This is a genomic window from Pseudolabrys taiwanensis (assembly GCF_003367395.1).
Taxonomy (GTDB): domain Bacteria; phylum Pseudomonadota; class Alphaproteobacteria; order Rhizobiales; family Xanthobacteraceae; genus Pseudolabrys; species Pseudolabrys taiwanensis.
Genome location: NZ_CP031417.1, coordinates 5,372,507 through 5,394,244, shown reverse-complemented (window position 1 = coordinate 5,394,244; position 21,738 = coordinate 5,372,507). Strand labels below are relative to the sequence as shown.

Below are 21,738 nucleotides of genomic sequence, written 5' to 3'. Positions count from 1 at the left end.
CCCCTGCCCCAAGCGCTGTCCGCCGCCGGCCGCCTCAACGACCGACGACGCTCACTTCCCCACGGGCTGCGCGTGAAATTTGAAGGCAAGACCTGAACGTCAGTTTAATACCGGCGTGATGCGACGATGCGGAATAGTTATTCGATTTACTTATCGTAGATTAAGAAAAGCAGCGTCCCGGCAAAGTAAGATAGCGCTCTTATCGAGAGACAACTACTTGAGGGCCCGGAGGGCGCGTTCGAACGCATCTTCCGCCCGCACGGCCGGCCAATCGTCCATCTGATTGCGGAACCAGGTCACCTGACGTTTGGCGTAGCGGCGCGTATCCATGATGCCGCCTTCGGCCGCCTCTTCGAGCGATATCTCGCCGTGCAAGTGACGGATCAGCCACGGCACGCCATGCGCTTTCATCGCCGGCAACAGCGGATCGAGTTTGCGCGCCGCGAGCGCTCGCACTTCGTCCAGCGCGCCTGCCGCCAGCATGGCGTGAAAGCGCGTCTCGATTCGACGAACGAGCTCCTCGCGCTCGCAGGTGATGAACAGCTTCACCGCTTTGTCCGCCGCGACGAGCGGCGGCAGCCCGTCGCGATGCCAGTCCGACAACGGCCGGCCGGTCGCCAGCACCACCTCCAACGCGCGCGAGATGCGCGAGCGATCGTTGACCATCAGCCGCCCGGCCGTCGCCGGATCGCGCTGCATCAGCTCGGCATGTAAGGCTGGTGCGCCTTCGGCGACGATGCGCGCACGCACCGTGGCGCGCACATCGTCGGGGATGGCGGGCACCGCCGCGAGCCCGCTCGTCAGCGCTTTGAAATAAAGCCCGGTGCCGCCGACCAGGATCGGCATGCGGCCAGCGCCTCGAACCTCGTCCAGCACGACCCCCACGTCACGGCACCAGCGTCCGACCGAATAATTCTCCGCCGCGTCGACATGGCCGAACAGCCGATGCGGAACATGTGCCTCTTCCGCAAGCGACGGCCGCGCGGTGATGATGCGCAAGTCGCGATAAACTTGCATGGAATCGGCATTGACGACGGTACCGCCCAGGCGCTCGGCAAGACGCATCGCGAGCGCGGACTTGCCGCTCGCGGTCGGGCCTGCAATAAGCACGGCCTCCGTCATTCCGCGTCCTTGTGCATATGTCTCAAAGCCCCAGTCACGTCGCCACTCTGATCGCCGGCCGCGCCGGCACCTTGCCGGCCGCGGCGCTCGAAACCGCCCGCGATGCGCTGCCGACGGCCGCCGCGCCGGTCTGGCTCGCCGACGCGACCGCCGCGGATATTCCCTTTAGCGCGGAAGCCGGCGCCGACCAACGTGCGCTCGCCGAGCGCCTGCGCGCGCTGCTGGCCGGCATCGATGTCGTCGTGCAGCCCGCCGCCAACCGGAAGAAGAAGCTGTTCCTCGCCGACATGGACTCCACCATGATCGGCCAGGAATGCATCGACGAGCTCGCCGATTACGCCGGCATGAAGGCTTATGTCGCCGGCATCACCGAACGCGCCATGCGTGGCGAGATCGCCTTCGAGCCGGCCCTGCGCGAGCGGGTCGCGCTGCTGAAGGACATTCCGCTGTCGGTGATCGACGAGGTGATCAAGGAGCGCATCACGCTCACGCCCGGCGCCCGCGCGCTGGTGATGACCATGCGCGCCAACGGCGCCTATACCTGCCTCGTCTCCGGCGGCTTCACGCTGTTCACCAGCCGCGTCGCCGCCATGATCGGCTTCGACGAGACGCGCGCCAACACGTTGGAAGTGGCCGGCGAGAAGCTCGCGGGCACCGTGGTCGAGCCGATCTTCGGCCGCGATTCAAAGCGCGCGGCGCTGCTCGAACTGCGCGGCGCACGCAGCCTCGCCAAGGACGATACGCTGGTCACGGGCGACGGCGCCAACGATCTCGACATGATCGTCGAGGCCGGCCTCGGCGTTGCCTATCACGCCAAGCCGAAAGTGGCGGAAGCCGCCGCCGCGCGTATCGATCACGCCGATCTGACGGCGCTCCTGTACATGCAGGGCTATCGGCAAGACGAGTTCGTCGAGCGGTAGGCCACGCGTTTTCTCGCCAGCCAAACGAAAATGGCCGGGACGAGCCCGGCCATTTGACGCGATGCGCTGAAGCGGGGGCTTACTGCAGCCCGAGCGCCACGAAGGTCGGATCGCCATCCGGTGACACCACCAGCAGCACCACCGACTTCTTGCCGTCCTTCTTGAGCTGGTCGAGCCGCTTCTGCAGGTCGGCCGCATTGTTGACCGGCTGCTGCTGCACTTCGGCGATCACCATACCGGGCACAAGCCGCTTCTCGGCCGCGGCCGAATTGGCGTCGACACCGGTGATGACGACGCCCGTCTTCACCTTATCCTTGACCTTGTACTTCTTGCGCGTGTCCGCGTTGAGGTTGGTCAGGTCGAGGCCGAGCGCCTTCTTCACCACCGATTTGTCGTCGGCGGGCGCGGCTTCATCCTTCTTGGCCGCAAGCGCCGCCTGCTTCTCGCCATCCTCGAGGCGGCCGAGCTTGACCGTCTTCTTCTCTTCCTGGCCCTTGCGGATGACGACGACCTCGACGTCCTTGCCGACGGGCGTCTCGGCGACGATCTTCGGCAGATCACGCATTTCCTTGATGTCCTTGCCGTCGAACTTGACGACAACGTCACCTGGCTCGATGCCGGCCGGCTTCGCCGGACCCTTCTCGTCGATGCCGGCAATGAGCGCGCCCCGCGCGGGCTTGATCGACAGGCTCTCGGCGATCTCGTCGGTCACCTGCTGGATGCGCACGCCGAGCCAGCCGCGGCGGGTCTCACCGAACTCGCGCAGCTGGTCGATCACCGCCACGACCGTCTTCGACGGCACGGCAAAGCCGATGCCGATCGAGCCGCCGGATGGCGAGATGATCGCGGTGTTCACGCCAATGACGTCACCGTTGAGATTGAACAGCGGACCGCCCGAGTTACCGCGGTTGATGGCGGCGTCGGTCTGAATGTAGTTGTCGTAGGGGCCGGAATTGATGTCGCGGTTGCGGGCCGAGACGATGCCGGCCGTGACCGTGCCGCCGAGGCTGAACGGGTTGCCGATGGCGATCACCCATTCGCCGAGACGCAGCTTGTCGGAATCGCCGAACTTCACCGCCTTCAGCGGCTTCTCGCTCTTCACACGAAGCAGCGCGAGGTCCGTCTTGGTGTCGCGGCCGACGATCTCGGCCTTCAGCGTCGTGCCGTCATTGAGGATGACGTTCACTTCGTCGGCGTCGGCGATGACGTGGTTGTTGGTCACGACCAGGCCGGACGAGTCGATGATGAAGCCCGAGCCGAGCGAGTTCACGCGCCGCGGCGTCGGCTTCTGGCCGTTCTGCCCCTGTTGACCTTGCTGGCCCGGCTGCCCGGGGCCGCCCTGGCCGCCGCGCCGGTTCTTGAAGAACTCCTCGAAGAATTCCTCGAACGGCGAGCCCGGCGGCAACTGCGGCATCGCGTTGCTGCTCATGTCGACGGACTGCTTGGTCGAGATGTTGACCACCGCGTCGATGACCTGCTCGGCCACGTCGGCGATGCCCTCCGGACCGCGTGCCTGCGCGACGCCGGTCGAGGCCTGCCAAACCAAGGCAGCGGCAGCAAAAAGAGCGAGGCCAGCGCGAACCGCAGGCTTCGTCGAAGGACTAAAATGGGCGCCCATGGGCGTCGATTCTCCTGGGGAAAAGGTCTCTGACAAGGTGGCCCCGTCTTCGGGGCGATTCAAGGGCGCTGGCGATCAATACCGCGGGAGAGAGACCGGCATTTCGCCGCGGAATCTCGCGAAAAATGCGCCTTTTTAGGCCCGCACCAGCCAGACAAGGACCAACCCGATCACGGCCGAGGCGATCCCGATGACGCGCAATTGCGCCTCCGGGGTCTCCACCACGCTGATCATGGCCCGCTTGGCCGGTCCCGGCAGGGCGGCAAAGAGCAGGCCCTCGATGACGAAGACCAGTCCCACCGCCGCCAGGAAATCCGTCATGCGGGCTGCTTAACGGGCCGGTTGCGCTGCTGGCTGAGCTGGCTGCGCCGGCTGAGCTGCCGGGGTTTGGGCGCCGTTTGCCCGTCCCTTGCCGTTCGGATCGTTGAAGAACCGGAAGAAGCTCGAATCCGGCTTGATCACCAACCGGGTGTCCGCCGGCTTCAGACCCGTCTCATAGGCCTGCATCGAGCGGTAGAAGGTGAAGAAGTCCGGGTCCTGGCTGAACGCCTCGGCGAAGATCTGGTTGCGCTTGGCATCGCCTTCACCGCGGATCTGTTCGGCTTGCGACTGCGCGTCCGCCACCAGCACCGTGACCTCGCGGTCGGCCCGCGAGCGGATCTCCTGCGAACGCTGCGCACCGGTGGCGCGGAACTCGGCCGCCTCGCGCTGACGCTCCGTCTGCATGCGCTGATAGACCGCCTGGCTGTTCTGCTCCGGCAGGTCGGCGCGGCGGATACGCACGTCGACCACCTGGATGCCATAGGCGCCCGCCTCGCGATCGACCAGTTGCTGGATGCGGGACATCAGATCGGCGCGCTGGTCGCGCACGACATGGGTGAACGTCACCTCGCCCAACACGCGGCGCAGCGCCGAGTTGAGCAGGATCGACAATTGCGAATTGGCGCCGGTGATCGAACCCAGCGTCTGATAGAAGCGCAGCGGATCCTGGATGCGATAACGCGCGAAGGCGTCGACTACGAGACGCTTCTGGTCGGAGGCGATCACCTCCTGCGGCGGCGCTTCGAGGTCGAGGATGCGCTTGTCGATCGCGATGACGCTGTCGATGAACGGCACCTTGACGTGCAAGCCGGGCTCGCTGACGACGCGCACCGGCTGGCCGAGACGGACAACCAAAGCCTGCTGCGTCTGGTAGACCGCGAACAGCGACGAATAGCCGACGATCAACGCGACGACGACCAGGACGGCGACGACGCCACCGATGAAGTTGGTCCTCATTGGCGGGCTCCCGTCTGCGGCTGGTTGCGCGGCTGCGATCCGCGCGGCAGCTCATTGAGCGGCAGATAAGGCACCACGCCACCGCCATTGGCGCCGGCCTGGCCGGAATCGAGGATGATCTTGTCGGTCGAGCCCAGGACGCGCTCCATGGTCTCGAGATACATACGCTCGCGCGTCACGTCCGGCGCCTTCTTGTACTGCTCGTAGATCTTCAGGAAGCGCGCCGTCTGACCGGTCGCTTCCGCCACCGTCTGCTGACGATAGGCTTCGGCGGCCTGAACGATCTGCGCCACGCGGCCGCGCGCTTCCGGCACGACCTTGTTGGCATAAGTCTGCGCTTCGTTGACCGCGCGCTCGAGGTCGGCGCGCGCCGCCTGCACGTCGCGGAATGAATCGATGACCTGCGTCGGCGGGTCGACCTTCTGCAACTGCACCTGCTGCACGACGATGCCCGCGCGATAATTGTCGAGCGTCTTTTGCATGAGATCCTGCACGGCGGTCTCGATGGTCTGCCGCGCGCCGGTCAGGATCGGCTGAATCTCGGAACGGCCGATGACCTCGCGCATGGCGCTCTCGGCCACCGCCTTTACCGTGCCTTCCGGGTTCTGGATGTTGAAGAGGTATTCGCCGACGCCGGTCGGCTTCACCTTCCACAGCACCGAGAAGTCGACGTCGACGATGTTCTCGTCGCCGGTGAGCATCAGGCTTTCCTCCGGCACGTCGCGCACGGTCGAGCCGCGGCGCAGGTCGTCGACGATGCGCATGCCGATATCGATCTTGTTGACGCGCAGCGCCTTCGGCGTGAGCACGGTCTCGATCGGGTACGGCAGGTGGTAATTCAGGCCCGGCTGCACTTCGCGCACTTGCTTGCCGAAGCGCAGCACCACGCCGAGCTCATCCGGCTCGACGCGGAAGAAGCCGGAAAAGCCCCACAGCGCCACGGCGGCGAGCACCACGAGGGCAATGCCCTTGCCGCCCATATTGCCGCCCGGCAGCACGCGCCGGAGCCGGTCCTGGCCGCGGCGGAGCATTTCCTCCAGATCGGGCGGTGTCGGTCCGGACGACTGCGGTCCGGAGCCCCAGGGGCCCTTGCCCCCACCCGAGCCCCACGGGCCGCCGCCCCCGCCTTGTTGCTGCCATGGCATTCAGAATCTCTCCCGCTGCCGTACGGCGGCAGCCTGTACCTCTTTGTCGGGACAGGGTTATAGGGGAGTGCCGGGGCCATTACAACGCGCTGTCATGCCGCAACTTTGTCGGCATCGGCTTGAAATCGCCGTCTTTTTTCTGAGGCGCCGTTAATAAGCAGTGCGCGAGTCGAGACCGTGGGCCCGTCGCGCGCGCCAAGTGGCGGCGCGGCGATCAGTTGTGCTCGCTCGGCCCCATGATGACGATGCCTTCCGATGCCTCGACATGACGGACGAAGATGTACTTGTCCTCGCGGCCGTCGGAATGCTTGCGCCGGATGTCGCGGCGGACATCGGCATCGACCTTGGCGACGACGACGTAGGGCACGGCGGCGTTCAAGCCGGTGTCGCAATGCGCGGCGAACTCATCCAGATCGCGCGCCGTATAGGCGTGCTCGATGCCCGCGCCGCGCGCGATGGCCGCAATGTCGACGCGACCGGCGGTGTGCGTCGGCGGCCCGCCGATCGACTGGTAACACTGATTGTCCCAGACCACGACGAAGAGGTTCGGCGGCTGCTCGTTGGCCAGCGTCGCGAGGATGCCGAGATTGAACATCATGCCGCCGTCGGTATCGAGCGACACGATCCGCCGGTGCGGCAGACCGACCGCGAGACCGAAAGCCTGCGGCGTGACGCACCCCAGCTGCTGCTGGAACAGGCTGGCCGAGCGCATATGCGGCGCGGCGTTGTACCATTCGTCGACGCTGGCGCCGAGCGACAGGATCACCAGTTCGTCCTTGAGCCGCTCCGCGAGCACGCTCATGCAATCGAAGCGCTTCATCACCGCACCAGATCTCCGGTCAGTGCCACGGCAGAGTGATAGTAGGCCGCGTAGGACCACGTGAACGCGTCCTTGATCGCCTGCGCCACTTTCGCCTGTTCATCGACGACGCGATAAGGAATGCGCATCGCGCCGAGCAGCGGCTCCATCGTCATGCCGTGCGGCACGGCCCACCAGTTGTTCTCGCCGAGATCGCCGCGATAGCTCATCAGCATCACGACGGGGATGCCGGCGCCCATGCCCATCCGCGCCAGAGGCTCGATCGAGGCGCGCAAGCCGGAATTCTCCATCACCAACGCCGCGCGCTTGCCGGACAAAAACACGCCGCCGCAGATGGCCGCGCCCTCGCCCTCGTTGGTCACGCGAATGGTGCGGATATCCGGATCGGCGTCGAGCGCTGGATAGAGCTCCTTGAACAGCGAATCCGGCAGGTAGCAGACGACGCTAACGCCTGCTGCCTTCAGTCCGGCGATCACCGCATCGACGGCGGCTTGCTTCATGCCTCGGCCTCGCTGTGGCTATCGTGTCAGCGGAACGGCCGCGCCCGTATAAAGGCCGACGCATTCGTCCTGCAGCACGCCCTCGATCACGGTGAGATCCCAGCCGACCATCTCGGCGAACCGCTCGACGGTGTAGTCCTTGAAGTTGAACGCCAGCTTGGCGGAGTGCTTGATGTGCCGGTTGCGCGCGCCGATCACCATCGTCTTGATGCCGGAGTTGAGCACGGCGCCGCAGCACATCGGACACGGCTCGCAGGTGCAGTAGAAGGTCGCTTCGGGCAGCTCCCGCCGGCCGAGCTTCTGCGTGGCGACGCTGATGGCCCGCGTCTCCGAATGCGCCGTCGTGTCGGACATGGACACTTTCAGGCTGCGCGTCGTGCACACGACCTCGCCGTCGATGACCACCGCCGCGCCGAACGGCTGCTCTCCCATGGCGGCGCCGGCCCTCGCCTCGTCGATGGCGAGGCGCATGAAATATTCATGATCGATTGTCATCGTGATTACTTCGCCTTTGCAGCGGCCGCCGCGATGTTGCGGTCGGCTTTCGGGGGCAGGAAGTCGCGCACGAAGATCGCGCGGACGTCGGGCGCGGTCTTGATGTCGTAGGCCGCGGCGACGGTCTTGATCGAGGCCGCGAGGCGCTTGTCGTCGAGATCGCCGAGGCCGAGCTTGTCGGTTTCGGGGGTGATCATCTGGTTCTTGATGAAGTAGACGAGACGCGCCTTCTCGATATCGGTGGCGGTCAGCGGCTCAACCGTCTTGAGCAGCGCGACAGCGGCGTCGGGATCGGCCGCGACGTCGAGGATGGCCTTGTTGATCGCGCGCACCAGGCCGCGCACCGCCTCCGGCTTCTCCTTGATGAGCTTCTGCGACACGACGATGCCGTTGGAATACATGTCGAGGCCGTAGTCGCTGTAGAAGAACCAACGGAAGTCCTTCTCCGGATCGAGCTTCATGGCGACGAAGTTCATGTAGCTGGTCGCCGAGAACTGCGCGATCGCGTCGGCCTCGCCGCGAACGAGGATCTGCTCGATCAGGTTCGGCGCGGCGTTGAGCACCTTGACCTTGCTGGCGTCGACACCGTTGGCCGCGGCGAGCGGCGCGAACAGGCGAAGCGTCGCCGAACCGGCGGGCGAACTGAGCGTGCGGCCCTCGAGGTCCTTGAGCGTCTTCACCGGGCCGTCGGCCTTGACGATGATGGCGTGCGGCGCGCGATTGTAGATGAGATAGACCATGACCGGCGCATCGGCCGGGCGCGTCGCCGCATTCTGGACGATGGCGTTGATGTCGCCGAAGCCGGCATCGTAAGAGCCGGTCATCACCCGCGTGATCGCCGCGGCCGAGCCTTCGCCCTGATCGATGGTGACGTCGAGACCTTCCTTGGCGAAATAGCCTTTGTCCTTCGCCCAGAAATACCAGGCGTGCGGGCCCTGGATCTTCCAGTCGAGCGTGAACCTGATCTTCACCGGCTCCTGCGCGTGCGCGGGCGCGACGACAGCCATCAGCGCGGTGAAGAGCAGCGTGTGAAGCTTCATCCTGGCACTCCGTTATGCGCGACCAAAGCCCCGGCGGCGACGAAGCTTCGCAAGCACGGTCCGGAGCGAATAGACGGTAATTGGAGATTACGGTGTTGCCTCCACGGCAACACCTTCTCAGCGGCCGTCGAGCCGCTGGATCGCCTCGCTCAGCATCGCGGCGAGCGCCGCGGGACCGGCGGCGAGATGGGCCTTGCCGCGCGCGATCAGCATCAGCTTGCGCGGCCGCAACGAGGGATCGTTGAAGGGCACGAACACCAGTTCACCCTCCTCCAACTCGCGTTCGACGCCCACACGCGTCTGGAACGTGACGCCGTGCCCCCGGACGGCAAACGCGCTCATCAGATGAATGGAGTTGGTGACGGCAATCGGCTTCAGCTCTATTCCCGAACCGAGGATCGCCGCTTCGATCGACGAGCCGAGCGTGAGACTGGCGTCCGACAGGATCACCCGCTCGGCGGCGAACTCGCGCAGGCGCACGCCGCGACGCGCCGCGAGCGCATGCTTCGGCGGAACGAGCGCGCCGAGCCGCAGGTTGGCGCCGGCAAGCCGCTGCGTGCCCTTCGGCGGCCGTGCGTCGAACGCAATCGCCAGGTCGCATTCGCCGCGGGCGACCGCCTCGAAGGCCTGCTGCGAGCCGGTCGTCGTCACCTGCACCGCGACGTCGGGATAGCGGCTCCAGAAGCGCGACAACGTCTCGGGCAGCAGGCCGCGCGCCACGCTCTCCACCGCGGCGATGCTGACCGAGCCGCGACGCAGGCCCTGCAGGTCGTCGATGAAGGCGCGCGCCCGGTCGAGTTCGGCGACACTGGCGCCCGCATGATAGACGAGTATCTCGCCGGCGCTGGTCAGCTTCAGGCGTTGCCGCGCGCGCTCGAACAAGGGCGCGCCCAGTTCCTGCTCGAGGTGCTGGATGGTGCGGCTTATGGCGGACGGCGCGACGTTGAGCGCCTGCGCGGCGCGGCGGATCGAACCGAGGCGGGCGACGGTCTGGAAGTAATGAAGCCGGGACGAGATGAGGCCGTGGCGTGGAAGGATCATGGGCTCGTTCGCGAACGCCGCGCCGCGGCCCGGCAGCCTCAGCGCGTGCTCACATAGGTTAGCACAGTGAAGTCGGTGTCGTCCTCCGGCCCGCGCGGATGATGCTCGCGCCGCGTCTCGCGCCAGATCGCCGGATCGATCGGAGGAAAGCGCACGTCGCCCTCAGGGCTCGCATGCACGCGCGTGATCTCCAGGCGATCGGCATAGGGCAATGTTTCGGCGAACACGTCGCTGCCGCCGATGATCATCACCTCGTCCACCGCGCGCTTGCGCGCGTCCTCGCGCGCGAAGCCGAAGGCCGCGTCCCAGCTCGTCGCCAGCACGCAGCCCGGCGCTATGAGGCCGAGATCGCGGGTCAAAACGATGTTGGTGCGCCCCGGCAACGGCCGTCCGATCGACTCGTAGGTCTTGCGGCCCATGATCATCGGGCGGTTGAGCGTCACCATCTTGAAGTGCTGCAGGTCGGACTTCAGCCGCCACGGCAGTTGACCTTCGCGGCCGATCACGCCGTTCTCGCCGATGGCCGCGACCAGCACGACCTTCAATCCCATTTTCATGCCGGCGCCCCTTGCTTTGCGAACTTCGAGAGCGCCGCGCCCGACAGCCGGCAGAGCTTCCACTCACCCATCACTTTGGCGCCGATGGATTCGTAGAAGGCGATCGACGGCGCATTCCAATCGAGCACCGCCCATTCGAAACGCGCGAGGTCGCGTTCGACGCAATGCTGCGCCAGCCGCTGCATCAGCGCCTTGCCGATGCCGCGCCCGCGCATGTCCGGCCGCACATAAAGGTCTTCCAGATAGACGCCGTGCCGGCCGCGGAAGGTCGAGAAGTTGAGGAACCAGACGGCGAGGCCCGCCGGCTCGCCGTCCCACTCGGCGATATCGCAGTAGAGTCGCGGCTCGGGCGCAAACAGCGCGGCGGCGATGCTCTCCGGCGTCGCGTCGACTTCGTGCTGCAGGTTCTCGTAGTCGGCGAGTTCGCACACCAGCGCGAAAATGAGCGCGCTGTCCTGCGGACGCGCGCTGCGAACGACGAGGCTCACACCGCCACCTCACGTTTCGTCATGGCCGGGCTTGACCCGGCCATCCACGTCTTGCTCTCCGGCTGCAAGAACGTCGTGGATGCCCGGCATAAGGCCGGGCATGACGACGGATAGGCAATCGAGCGGCCCATCACACCGCCACCTCGGCCTTGATATGCGGATGCGGGTCGTAATTCTCGACCGCGAAGTCCTCGTAGCGGAACGAGAAGATGTCCTTCACGTCGGGATTGATGCGCATGGTCGGCAGCGCGCGCGGCGCGCGCGACAATTGCAGATGCGCCTGCTCGACGTGATTGAGATATAGATGCGTGTCGCCGCCGGTCCACACGAAGTCGCCGGGTTTGTAGCCGGTGACCTGCGCCACCATCATGGTCAGCAGCGCATAGGATGCGATGTTGAACGGCACGCCGAGGAAGACGTCGGCCGAGCGCTGGTAAAGCTGACATGAGAGCCGGCCCTCCGCGACATAGAACTGGAACAGGCAGTGGCACGGCGGCAGCGCCATCTTGTCGACGTCGGCCGGGTTCCACGCCGTCACGATCAGCCGGCGCGAATCCGGGTTGCGCTTGATCATCGCGATCACGTTGGCGATCTGATCGATCGTCGCCCCATCTTTCGCCGGCCAGGAGCGCCACTGGTGGCCGTAGACCGGCCCGAGATCGCCGCGCTCGTCCGCCCACTCGTCCCAGATGCGGACGCCGTTGTCGTTGAGGTATTTGATGTTGGTGTCGCCGGCGAGGAACCACAGCAGTTCGTGGACGATCGACTTCAGGTGCAGCTTCTTGGTGGTGAGCAGCGGAAAACCCGCGCCGAGGTCGAACCGCATCTGATAGCCGAACACCGACCGCGTGCCGGTGCCGGTGCGGTCGCGCTTCTCCACGCCATTGGCGAGGATGTGCTCCATCAGTTCGAGGTATTGGCGCATGTCAGAGCTCTTCGGCCGGTGTCGGAATCGGACCATGGGCCGGTTTGGCCGCATCCGCAATCGGCGTCGACCGGCTGTCAACACCCGACCCCAGGCGCATATATAATTTAATTATTTCAGATAATTAGCCGGCCGGCGGCCGCCGCCTGCGCGGCGCCGCGGGCTTGCGCTGGGCCAGCGCGCCGTAGGTTCCGACATTGACGCGCATCCGCGTCAGCAAAGTCTTCAACAAGGCAACCTCGGCCGGCGCGAGACCGGTGCAGGCGACCGCATCGACCTCGGCCGCGTGCGGCAGCAGCTTCTCGCGGAGACGGCGCCCCTTTGCAGTCAGGTGCACGCGGGCGACGCGCCGATCCTTGCCGTCGCGCACCCGCAGCACGAGGGCTTCCCGCTCCATGCGATCGAGCGCGAGCACGGTCGTGGCCGCCGTCATGCCGACACGGTCGCTCAGGTCGCGCTGACTGATCGCATCCTCTTCCCACAGCACGCGGAGGAATCGCCACATGCCGGCGTTCACGCCGTACTGAGCGATACGCGCCTGAAGATCCGCGGAAAGCGCGCGATGCGCTTCGCGAACGAGATAGGCGATCGTCTGGTCCTTCGCCCCGACGCCGCGCAAGCCATCGTCGATGGCCGCGCGCCCTTTGGTCAATCGCGATTCGGTGCCCATGGCAAAATAATTAGCTAGCTTATGATTAGTTGACAAATTAAATCGGCCGGCGAATATTTAGTTGCAAGCGCATCTAGAAGCGCCCGTAAAAAATGGGGGAAGGAAATGCCGATCCTGTGCGGACGCCGTTGTGCGCGCGTCGTTGCTGTCGCCTTTGCGGCGACCTGCGCCGCTTTGCCTGTGCACGCCGAAACGATTTTCCAACCGCATGCGACGTGGCACGAGCTCTCGGCCGCCGGGCGGTTCTTCTCGGAAGGTGTCGTCGCGGGCAAAGACGGCCGCGTCTACATCACCGACATGACCCCGTCGGTGGTGTTCAAAGAGAACAATCCGGGCGGCACGATTTATCGCTACGATCCGAAGACCAAGCAGCTCGACCCGATCATGCAGCCGAGCGGCATGGCCAACGGCCTGCATATCGACAAACACGGCGACCTGATCATTGCCCAGACCGCCGACACGCCCGCGACCGGCGGCCGCGCCATCGTCCGCCGCAATCTTGCGACCGGCACGACGACGCTGCTGGCCGATGCCTATGATGGCAAACGGCTGGTCGGCCCGAACGACGTGACCAGCGACGCGCAAGGGCGCATCTACTTCACCGACGCGCGCTACGGCGGCAACGAGCCGATGGAACTGCCGAATGCGGTGTACCGCATCGATCCCGACGGCAAGATCGTGCAGCTGGGTACAGACGTCTTTCGTCCCAACGGCATCGAAGTGTCACCGGACGGCCGTCGCCTCTACGTCTCCGCATTCAATTCGGCGCGCCTGCGCACCAACCCCAGCGGACCCGCGGCCGACAAATTCGGCCTCACCATGGGCGGCGTGGTTGCTTACGACCTTGATAGCGCCGGCAACATCTCCAATAGCCGTCTGTTCTATCGCAACGACGAACTCGGCGTCGACGGCATGACGCTCGACACCGATGGCAATCTGTATCTCGCCCTGCACAACGGCAATCCGCAGGACCCGAAGGGCCATGTCGCCGTGCTCGATCGCAACGGCAAAGAGATCGCCCGCATGGACCTGCCGGAGAAGTTCATCCCCAGCAATCTCGGCTTCGGCCGCGGCGACGATGCCGGCACGCTCTACATGACCACCGCCTTCAAATGGCGCCTCTACAGCATTCCGACCACCCGGCACGGCCACTACTTCGATTGAGCCGGCCGACGCCAGCCGCACACCACCTGAACAGGAAGACCGATGCGCATTGACGTTCACGCCCACGTCGTCGAGCAATCCTACCTCGCCGCGCTCACCGACATTCTCGGCCTCGAGCGGGTCGACGCGGGCGACAAGCTGCTTCTGCGCAAGGATGGCCACACGGTCGCTTGGACGCGGCCGGACATGTTCGATATCGCCACGCGGTTGCGCGACATGGACAAAAAGCAGGTCGACATCCAGCTGCTGTCGCTCAGTACGCCCAATGTGTATCCTTGGGCCGGCACGCAGCAAATCGCCGTTGCCCGCGCGATCAATGACCATACCGCCGGCATCTGCCGCGCGCATCCGGACCGCTTCCGCGGCCTTGCCAGTCTGCCGATGAGCGATATCGAGGCCGCGCTGGCGGAGCTCGCACGCAGCTGCGACGAGCTCGGCATGACCGGCATCGCCATTGGATCGAATCTCGCCGGCGTTCCGCTCAACCATGCAAGCCTGGAGCCGCTCTGGCAGGAGATCGACCGTCGGCGCCTGCCGCTGTTCATGCATCCGATGTTTCCGGTGAACACCGCCGGCATGGACGAATTCGAGCTGCCGTTGCGCATCGGCTTTCCATTCGACACGACCACGGCCGCGACCCGGCTCATCTATGGCGGCGTGCTCGAGCGCTATCCGAACCTCACATTCATCCTGGCCCATACCGGCGGCACATTGTTGACGCTGCTCGAACGGCTCGACAACGGCTATCGCCTATTCCCGGATTGCCGCAAATACATCACCCGTCCGCCGAGCACCTTCGCGCGCCGCTTCTATTACGACACGGCCTCGTTCTTCGCGCCGGCCATCATGATGGCGCATGCCACGGTCGGCGCCGATCGCCTGCTGTTCGGCACGGACAATCCGTTCATTTCCGGCGGCGCCGAGCATGTGCTCGACCTGCCGCTCGGCCATGACGACAAGACCGCCATCCTCGGCGGCAATGCCGCCACGCTTTTCAACATCAAATAAAACGCTGGAGGAACACCGTGCGACATCCGGTCATATTGTCATCCGGGCGCAACATGCTCGGGCTTGCGCTCAGCGCTCTCGCCTTCATCCTGCTCGCCGTGAATGCCGGCCACGCCGAGGACTACCCGGCGCGGCCGATCCGCATGATCGTCCCGCTTGCGGCCGGCGGCGGCACCGATCTGCTGGCCCGCATCATCGGCGAGGACATGTCGCAGACGCTTGGCCAACCGGTCATCGTCGACAACAGGCCCGGCGCCGGCACGCAGATCGGTGCGGAGGTCGTCGCCAAGGCACCCGCCGACGGCTACACGCTGTTGTCGGCCTCGATGACCACCTATGCCTTCAATCCCGGCCTTTACAGCAAGCTGCGCTACGACCCGGTGAAGGACTTCGCCACAATCTCACTGACGGGTCGCTTCACGCTGGTGCTGCTCGCGCACAAGTCCTTCGCGCCAAATACGCTCGCGGAATTCGTCGCCCTGGCCAAGGCGAAGCCGGGCACCATCAACTTCGCCTCGTCCGGCCCCGGCAGCCCGCACCAGCTCGCGATGGAATTGTTGGCAGCCCGCGCCGGCATCAAGCTCGTGCACGTGCCTTACAAAGGCGCCGCGCCGGCCCTGCAGGACCTGATGGCCGGGCATGTGCCGGTCATGATTACCGACTATGCGAGCTCCCGGCAGGCGATCACCTCTGGCCTCGTGAAGGTGTTGGCTGTCGCCTCGCCGGATCGCCTGGCCGAACTGCCGAACGTGCCGACCATCGCTGAATCAGGCTACCCGGGCTTCGAGGCCTCCGCCTGGCAGGGTATCGTCGCGCCGAAAGACACGCCGCAGCCGATCATCGACAAGCTCAACGCGGCCATCGTCAAGGCCCTGCAGAATCCCGCGTTGCGCGCCAAGCTCGTCGCCATCGGCATCGAGCCGATCTCCAGTACGCCCGCCGAATTCTCCGCTTACATGCAGGCCGAAATCGCCAAATGGCGTGAGGTGATCAAGGCCGCCAATATCACGACCGAATAGCCCGCTTCGAAACCTTAATGAAAGGCGGCCATTCAGGCCGCCTTTTTATTTGAAGTCGCACCCGTTAACGGCCGACATCGCGTGACCGGGCAGAAAACGATGACGGAACGGCGTTCGTTAGCGACTGTCCTCCAAATGCTACCAATGTTCGCGTCCCGTACTGGCCTCGTTCGATGAATCCCTAACGCGCCTTGCTAATGTTCTCCGAACGCGACGTCGCCAATTCAACTCGAAATCAGAAACGATCGGCGCAAGGCCGGAGACGTTCGTTCGCGTCGACGTCTTCGATTTAACAGCGTTTTATTCGAGCGGGTTGCTCGCTCTTAACATTGATCGTGCGCGTCGCCGGGTCCGCACAAACGGCGACGAGAACGCCGAACGTTAGCACTCATGATGCAAATCGTACCGGTGTTCGCCACCTGTACCACGCCCGTTCGCAAAGTCCTTAAGACGACTTGCTAATGTTCTCCGAATCCGGTGTCGCGGATTCAAGTCGAAACGAATGCGGCGGCCCGAAAGCCGCCGCATGTGTTCACGCGCGTCAATGATTTCGGCTTAAAGCCTTACATGTTCGCCTTGATGATCGGCGTCCACTTGTCGATCTCGCCCTTCACCAAAGTGCCGAGCGCTTGCGGGCCGCGGCGATCCTTGCCGGGAATGTCGCTGCCGAGATCGAGCAGCCGCTTGCGCACCGCCGGATCGTCAAGCGCCTTGTCGAGAGCGTCGGCCAGCTTCTGCGTGACCTCCTTGGGCGTGCCCTTCGGCGCGAACACCGCGTTCCAGGCGGAGGCCTGGTATTGCGGCAGCCCCGCCTCGGTCGTCGTCGGCACGTCGGGCAGCACCGGCGAGCGCTCGGGCGTACCGATCGCGAAGGCGCGGATGGTGCCAGCCTGGATCTGCGGCACGGCGTTGACGATCTGGTCGCACATGTAATCGACCTGACCGCCGACCAGCGCGTTCATCGCCGGCCCCGTACCGTTGAACGGCACGGCGATGGGCTTCACCTGCAGGATCGACGACAACAGCAGGCATGTCGTGTGCGACACCGAGCCGACGCCGGCATGCGCCATGTTCAACTTCGTATTATTGGCCTTCACATAGGCCACGAACTCCTTGAGATCCTTCGCCGGAAAATCCTTCTTCGTCAGAATGAGAATCGGCGTGCCCGCGGCGAGCCCCACGGGCTCGAAGTCGACGTCCGGCTTGTAGGAGAGATTGGCATAGAGCGCGACCGCGGCGGCGTGCGTGCCCATGTGGCCCATGATCACCGTGTAGCCGTCATTGCTCGCACGCGCGGCCCGGCCCGCGCCGGTGGTGCCGCCGGCGCCGACCACGTTCTCGATCAGGATCGTCTGCCCGAGCGTGCGCGCCATGTGATCGGACACGATGCGTGCCACGACATCCGTCGGTCCGCCCGCGGCGAACGGCACGATCATCGTGATATTGCGTTTGGGATAGTCGCTCTGCGCCTGCGCGGCCCCGAATGTCGCGACAGCGAACGCGGCCAGCAACAGGCCGCGACCAATCATTCTCCTCATCGTCCACCTCCCAGTTTTTGAAGCTTTGAGTTACGGACGACGGCAGCCTATCGGGCCGGCTAGTTCAATGAGTCCTTCGTCTTTTCTTGACGCGCATTTCGTCGCAGCCAGAGGCTGCCTTTGTGCGACCGTCGGCGCCGGTAATGGCACGCACAAATGCCAAGGCCGGCAAGATGCCGGCCTTGGGAACGGTTCAGCGATAAAGCAACTCGCTATTCTTCGACGAAGACCTCTTCGCGCCGCTTGCGGATCATCGGCAGCATGGCGATCGCGAGCAGGACGAGCGAGATGCCGATGAGCACCGCCGAAATCGGCCGCGTCAGGAACACCGTCGCATCGCCGCGCGCGATCAGCATCGCACGGCGCAGGTTCTCTTCCATCAGCGGTCCGAGCACGAAGGCCAGCACCAGCGGCGCCGGTTCGAACTCGTGCTTCGACAGCCAGTAGCCGAAGATTCCGAACATGCCGGCAATGATCACGTCGGTCGGCGAGTTGTTGATCGAATAGATGCCGATGCAACAGAACACGATGATCGAGGGGAACAGGATGCGATACGGCACACGCAGCAGGCTCACCCACACGCCGACGAGCGGCAGGTTGATGATGACCAGCATCAGGTTGCCGAGCCACATCGAGGCGATCATGCCCCAGAACAGTTCCGGCTGCTTGGTCATGACCTGCGGACCCGGCACGATGCCGTGAATGGTCATCGCGCCGACCATCAGCGCCATCACCGCGTTCGGCGGGATGCCGAGGGTGAGCAGCGGGATGAACGAGGTCTGCGCCGCGGCGTTGTTGGCGGCTTCCGGCGCCGCAACGCCCTCGATCGCGCCGCGACCGAAGCGCTCTGGATGCTTGGCGATGCGTTTCTCGAAGGTGTAGGCGGCGAACGACGCCACGACGGCGCCGCCGCCCGGCAGAATGCCGAGGAGCGAGCCGAGGATGGTGCCGCGAACGATCGGCCCCGAGGAGTCGATCAGGTCCTGCCGCGTCGGCATCAGACCCTTGATCTTGCCCTGCAGAATGTCGCGGCTCTCCTGCGACATTTCCAGGTTGCGGATGATCTCGGCGAAGCCAAACACGCCCATGGCGACGTTGGCGAAGCCGATGCCGTCCGAAAGCTCCGGAATATCGAAGGTCATGCGGCCGGCGCCGGTCTCGAGGTCCGAGCCGATCATCGACAACAAGAGACCGAGCAGGATCATCGCGATGGCCTTCGGCACCGAGCCCTTCGCCAGAACGACGGCGAAGATCAGGCCGAGGATCATCAGCGAGAAGTATTCGGCCGGACCGAACAACAGCGCGATGGACGTGAGCGGCACACCGAGCGCGGCGACCAACACCGTGGCGACGCAGCCGGCGAAGAACGAGCCGATCGCGGCGATCGCAAGCGCCGCGCCGGCGCGGCCTTGCCGCGCCATCTGGTGACCGTCGAGACACGTGACCACCGAGGTGGCCTCGCCCGGGATGTTCACCAGCACCGACGTGGTCGAACCGCCGTATTGCGCGCCGTAATAGATGCCGGCGAGCATGATGAGCGCGCCGACCGGCGGCAGGCCGAAGGTGATCGGCAGCAGCATGGCGACGGTGGCGACCGTGCCGACACCCGGCAACACGCCAACGAGCGTGCCGACCAGCGCACCGAGCAAGCAGAAGCCGATGTTGTAGGGATGCGCGGCAACGGAGAAGCCGAGCCAAAGATTGGCGAAAAGATCAGTCATCAGCGTGCTTCCTGCTCAGAAGAAAGACGGCCAAAGCTGGAACGGCAGCGCCAGCGCGTAAACAAACAGAAGGACGCAAAAAAGCGTCATCCCAGCCGCGGCCACCAGGCTCTCGATCCAACGCATCTCCGACGACGCCATGATCGAGACCATGAAGGCGACAAAGGTCGAGGGAACCAAGCCGAAGCCGGGGATGCTGATCGGCAGCCCGAGATATTCAAGGCTGATGCCGCGGATCATGCAGGCGAACAGCAGGATCGCCACGACCACGAAGGCCGGCCCCTTGAAGGCGAACTTCTCGATCGGCGGACCGTCGACGAGCAGACCGCTAATGGCGATGGCGCCGCCCATCAACGCCAGCAGAATTGCGAACATCCGCGGCGCGGTGCCCGGCCCAAAAGCAAAGCCGTGCGAACCAGCGAGATCGCGGGACGCCCAGATCGCCAGAATAGCAATCCCAATCAGCACCAGGCCGCCGTAGAACTCGCGCGGACCGCGTACTTTGAAACCGAAGCCACCAGCGTCGCGGGTGGCCTTGTTCCCCTCCGCCATTACACCCCACTCCTACTTTCTTATTATACGTACCGACAACGTGTTGATCCCTTAGCACAAGATGGATGCTGGCCGGAAGCATCGAAGTTGGGCATCGCGGTCATCCTGTGGGTTTACGCGCCCCTTTTCTATTGCGCAGTGCAGCATTGGAGGACGTTCGCGTGCCCATCGACGCGACCGCGGCAGCGGACCAAAAGTTGCAACGCAACCGGCTTTGTTCTTATGCGCGCACCGCGATCATCGGGCAGCCGATGCGGCCGCATCGCCGTTTCTATTCAAGAAGCGGATCATTGAACTGCAATGGTGAGATTGGATACGCATGCCGGTGCGCGATGGCACGCGCCGCTTCGTTCAAGCACGTCGCAAACGAAACGTTGAACTTTCACACGTTGTCGGCTTGCCGATCGCCGGCATTATTAGCGCCCCGTCCACAGGTTCGGCGCCAATCGCAAAGTGTATAGAGAGAAACGCATCTGCCGCGGAGCGTAGCAAGCATGCGCTATCGCTGGCGGACTAATGCTTCATCCCACCGACTCGACGGTGTCGGCGCGAAATTGTTGGCGCTGATGGTTGCGGAGCCTCTCGTGGCAACCGCACGCTTTCGCCGCCAAACCATCCTTGTCCAAGATCGACAGACGTCCACGCCGATATTGGATCAGCCCCTCGTCCTGCAACGCGCCGGCGATAAGAGAGACGCTGGCTCGCTGAACGCCGAGAAGTTGCGCCAGGAATTCCTGCGTCACGTACAGATCGCCGTGGCCGATGATGTCATGCGCGCGGAGAAACCAACTGCAGAGGCGCGCCGGGATATGATGGCGCGCATTGCAGGCGGCCATCTGCTGCGCCTGCACCAGCAGGTACTGCTCTTGGGCATAGAGTTGCGAACGCAAGCTTTGATGGCGCTGCGCGAGCGCGACGACATCGGCCGCATCCATGCACAAACCCTGGCCGGCGATCTGAGCGATGCACGTGCTCACCCAAAGCGGCGCACCATGGACGACCGATGCGCCGAGCGCACCGTCGCGCCCGATCATCGCCGCTTCGATCTGTTCACCGGTATTCAATTCGACGACGAGCGATAGCAATCCGGATTGCGGAAAGAAGACATACTCTATCGGAGCGCCCGGTTCAGCGAGCCGATCGCCGTGCACGAATGAAAATGGCCTCACGCATTCTTTGACGAATTCCGGCTCGCTCGCGCAGAGCGCATCCAAGATCGCATTGTTATACGATGCCATAGAACCCGCCGCTCCAAACAACTTCGGAGCAGCTCGACAGAATGCCTGGGCTCCTTGAAGGTCACGTTAGCAATTCAACATACGCACAACAACATTGGGGCGGGTTCCACCCGCGTTCCAATATCTCGCGATATGCCGGCTTTATGTGAGTTAGCGCACATAGACTTTGCGTCTCGACGACTAACCCAAGCGACCCGATCGTCGGCGTCAGACATTACCTTTTCATTCTTTGGAACCGCGCAAGTTTAAGCAGGGCGCTGGCGTAGACGCGGCGCCGATCGCGTCCGGCGTGCCCCCGCCCAGGTCGCGGCAGGACGGCGGAACGGCGAAGCGACAGGACAGCACCCGATTGGGGTCTTTTTTCCTTAACGGGAACCCCCTATATTCATTCTCGCCGGGGCAACCCGGCTATGGCGATAAACGGCCGTCGAAATAAACCCATCGGACCCGGGGGCAGTACCCGGCGGCTCCACCAGTGTCGCTCAGATTACGAGGCGCCCGTCGCGGCGGAACCTGGGTTCCAGGTTCCAAGGCCGGCGGGGCCGGTCCTCCCGAAAGGGCGGACTGCGGGGCGACACTGGCGGGGCCGAACTAGGATCGACGAGGGCGTAAAGGGCGTTCTTTCGCTCGGCATGGTTCCGCCGATATCGGGCCATTCTCATAGTTGCCAACGACAACTATGCTCCGGTTGCTCAGGCTGCGTAAGCGGTCCTGAAAAACCAAGCCTACAAGCCCTAGCGGGATAAGCTCCGTTAGGCGGGGTTCGGAGGCACCTGGCAACAGAAGCCTCCACTTCTCTCCCCTTCCGCCACCCCTATTTATGAGACACCGTCACGGCGCGTCCCGGGCTGCCCTTTCATCCCAAGGCGCGCTAGCATC

At 64.5% G+C, this 21,738-nt stretch carries 22 protein-coding genes and 1 other RNA gene; 5 read left to right on the top strand and 18 right to left on the bottom strand.

Translation table 11 applies throughout. The features are described 5' to 3' along the window. Positions 1–213: 213 nt before the first annotated feature. Complete coding sequence (miaA, locus tag DW352_RS25665) at positions 214–1,122, bottom strand: tRNA (adenosine(37)-N6)-dimethylallyltransferase MiaA (RefSeq protein WP_115693996.1); 909 nt, start codon at positions 1,120–1,122, stop codon at positions 214–216. 17 nt (positions 1,123–1,139) lie between these two features. Here miaA and serB point away from each other — a divergent pair, with 17 nt between their 5' ends. Continuing rightward, positions 1,140–2,042, top strand: a complete 903-nt coding sequence (gene serB, locus DW352_RS25660) for a phosphoserine phosphatase SerB (RefSeq protein ID WP_115693995.1) — start codon at positions 1,140–1,142, stop codon at positions 2,040–2,042. A gap of 79 nt (positions 2,043–2,121) precedes the next feature. Here the strand turns inward: serB and DW352_RS25655 are convergent, their stop codons facing one another. The 13 genes from DW352_RS25655 to DW352_RS25595 all read right to left on the bottom strand — a co-directional run bounded on the left by DW352_RS25655 (position 2,122) and on the right by DW352_RS25595 (position 12,601). Then, a complete protein-coding gene (locus tag DW352_RS25655; RefSeq protein WP_115693994.1) occupies positions 2,122–3,660 on the bottom strand; it encodes a Do family serine endopeptidase in 1,539 nt (512 codons plus the stop codon). Between the two features lie 135 nt (positions 3,661–3,795). Continuing rightward, positions 3,796–3,981 (bottom strand): DUF2065 domain-containing protein, encoded by a 186-nt coding sequence (locus DW352_RS25650; protein WP_115693993.1) that lies wholly within the window; start codon positions 3,979–3,981, stop codon positions 3,796–3,798. A 9-nt stretch (positions 3,982–3,990) separates the two neighbouring features. Continuing rightward, positions 3,991–4,938: a protease modulator HflC gene (hflC, locus tag DW352_RS25645; protein WP_115693992.1), complete on the bottom strand. Its 948-nt coding sequence runs from the start codon at positions 4,936–4,938 to the stop codon at positions 3,991–3,993. After that, positions 4,935–6,083, bottom strand: coding sequence for an FtsH protease activity modulator HflK (hflK, locus tag DW352_RS25640; protein ID WP_115693991.1), 1,149 nt, complete (start codon positions 6,081–6,083; stop codon positions 4,935–4,937). The genes hflC and hflK overlap by 4 nt, the downstream gene beginning before the upstream one ends. Before the next feature lie 214 nt (positions 6,084–6,297). Beyond that, positions 6,298–6,903 (bottom strand): thiamine pyrophosphate-dependent enzyme, encoded by a 606-nt coding sequence (locus DW352_RS25635; RefSeq protein ID WP_115693990.1) that lies wholly within the window; start codon positions 6,901–6,903, stop codon positions 6,298–6,300. Beyond that, positions 6,903–7,403: a thiamine pyrophosphate-binding protein gene (locus DW352_RS25630; RefSeq protein WP_115693989.1), complete on the bottom strand. Its 501-nt coding sequence runs from the start codon at positions 7,401–7,403 to the stop codon at positions 6,903–6,905. The genes DW352_RS25635 and DW352_RS25630 overlap by 1 nt, the downstream gene beginning before the upstream one ends. An 18-nt stretch (positions 7,404–7,421) precedes the next feature. Further along, a complete protein-coding gene (locus DW352_RS25625; protein WP_115693988.1) occupies positions 7,422–7,898 on the bottom strand; it encodes a nucleoside deaminase in 477 nt (158 codons plus the stop codon). A 5-nt stretch (positions 7,899–7,903) separates the two neighbouring features. Next, on the bottom strand, positions 7,904–8,938 hold the full coding sequence (locus DW352_RS25620; RefSeq protein ID WP_115693987.1) for an ABC transporter substrate-binding protein: 1,035 nt from the start codon (positions 8,936–8,938) through the stop codon (positions 7,904–7,906). Between the two features lie 117 nt (positions 8,939–9,055). Beyond that, complete coding sequence (locus DW352_RS25615; protein ID WP_115693986.1) at positions 9,056–9,979, bottom strand: LysR family transcriptional regulator; 924 nt, start codon at positions 9,977–9,979, stop codon at positions 9,056–9,058. Between the two features lie 38 nt (positions 9,980–10,017). Beyond that, a complete protein-coding gene (locus DW352_RS25610) occupies positions 10,018–10,536 on the bottom strand; it encodes a dihydrofolate reductase (protein ID WP_115693985.1) in 519 nt (172 codons plus the stop codon). After that, on the bottom strand, positions 10,533–11,024 hold the full coding sequence (locus DW352_RS25605; protein ID WP_115693984.1) for a GNAT family N-acetyltransferase: 492 nt from the start codon (positions 11,022–11,024) through the stop codon (positions 10,533–10,535). The genes DW352_RS25610 and DW352_RS25605 overlap by 4 nt, the downstream gene beginning before the upstream one ends. Positions 11,025–11,154: 130 nt before the next feature. Continuing rightward, positions 11,155–11,949 carry a thymidylate synthase gene (locus DW352_RS25600; protein ID WP_115693983.1) on the bottom strand — a complete coding sequence of 265 codons (795 nt, stop codon included), beginning with the start codon at positions 11,947–11,949 and terminating at the stop codon, positions 11,155–11,157. Positions 11,950–12,073: 124 nt separating this feature from the next. Beyond that, on the bottom strand, positions 12,074–12,601 hold the full coding sequence (locus tag DW352_RS25595; RefSeq protein ID WP_162827204.1) for a MarR family winged helix-turn-helix transcriptional regulator: 528 nt from the start codon (positions 12,599–12,601) through the stop codon (positions 12,074–12,076). A gap of 123 nt (positions 12,602–12,724) precedes the next feature. Between DW352_RS25595 and DW352_RS25590 the strand changes: the two genes are divergently transcribed. The 3 genes from DW352_RS25590 to DW352_RS25580 are packed head-to-tail and all read left to right on the top strand — an operon-like array spanning position 12,725 to position 15,810. Then, positions 12,725–13,783 (top strand): SMP-30/gluconolactonase/LRE family protein, encoded by a 1,059-nt coding sequence (locus DW352_RS25590; protein ID WP_115693981.1) that lies wholly within the window; start codon positions 12,725–12,727, stop codon positions 13,781–13,783. Positions 13,784–13,825: 42 nt separating this feature from the next. Then, a complete protein-coding gene (locus DW352_RS25585) occupies positions 13,826–14,791 on the top strand; it encodes an amidohydrolase family protein (protein ID WP_115693980.1) in 966 nt (321 codons plus the stop codon). 17 nt (positions 14,792–14,808) lie between these two features. Next, positions 14,809–15,810: a Bug family tripartite tricarboxylate transporter substrate binding protein gene (locus tag DW352_RS25580; RefSeq protein WP_210209895.1), complete on the top strand. Its 1,002-nt coding sequence runs from the start codon at positions 14,809–14,811 to the stop codon at positions 15,808–15,810. 563 nt (positions 15,811–16,373) lie between these two features. Here DW352_RS25580 and DW352_RS25575 read toward each other — a convergent pair. The 4 genes from DW352_RS25575 to DW352_RS25560 form a co-directional block, all read right to left on the bottom strand. Further along, entirely contained in the window at positions 16,374–17,348 is a 975-nt protein-coding gene (locus tag DW352_RS25575) for a tripartite tricarboxylate transporter substrate-binding protein (RefSeq protein WP_115693978.1), read from the bottom strand. Positions 17,349–17,560: 212 nt separating this feature from the next. Beyond that, on the bottom strand, positions 17,561–19,069 hold the full coding sequence (locus tag DW352_RS25570; protein ID WP_115693977.1) for a tripartite tricarboxylate transporter permease: 1,509 nt from the start codon (positions 19,067–19,069) through the stop codon (positions 17,561–17,563). A 15-nt stretch (positions 19,070–19,084) separates the two neighbouring features. Beyond that, positions 19,085–19,621 (bottom strand): tripartite tricarboxylate transporter TctB family protein, encoded by a 537-nt coding sequence (locus DW352_RS25565; protein ID WP_115693976.1) that lies wholly within the window; start codon positions 19,619–19,621, stop codon positions 19,085–19,087. A gap of 521 nt (positions 19,622–20,142) precedes the next feature. After that, complete coding sequence (locus DW352_RS25560; protein ID WP_162827203.1) at positions 20,143–20,835, bottom strand: Crp/Fnr family transcriptional regulator; 693 nt, start codon at positions 20,833–20,835, stop codon at positions 20,143–20,145. 377 nt (positions 20,836–21,212) lie between these two features. Here DW352_RS25560 and ssrA point away from each other — a divergent pair. Further along, positions 21,213–21,653, top strand: a transfer-messenger RNA (tmRNA) gene (ssrA, locus tag DW352_RS25555). Positions 21,654–21,738: the final 85 nt, after the last annotated feature.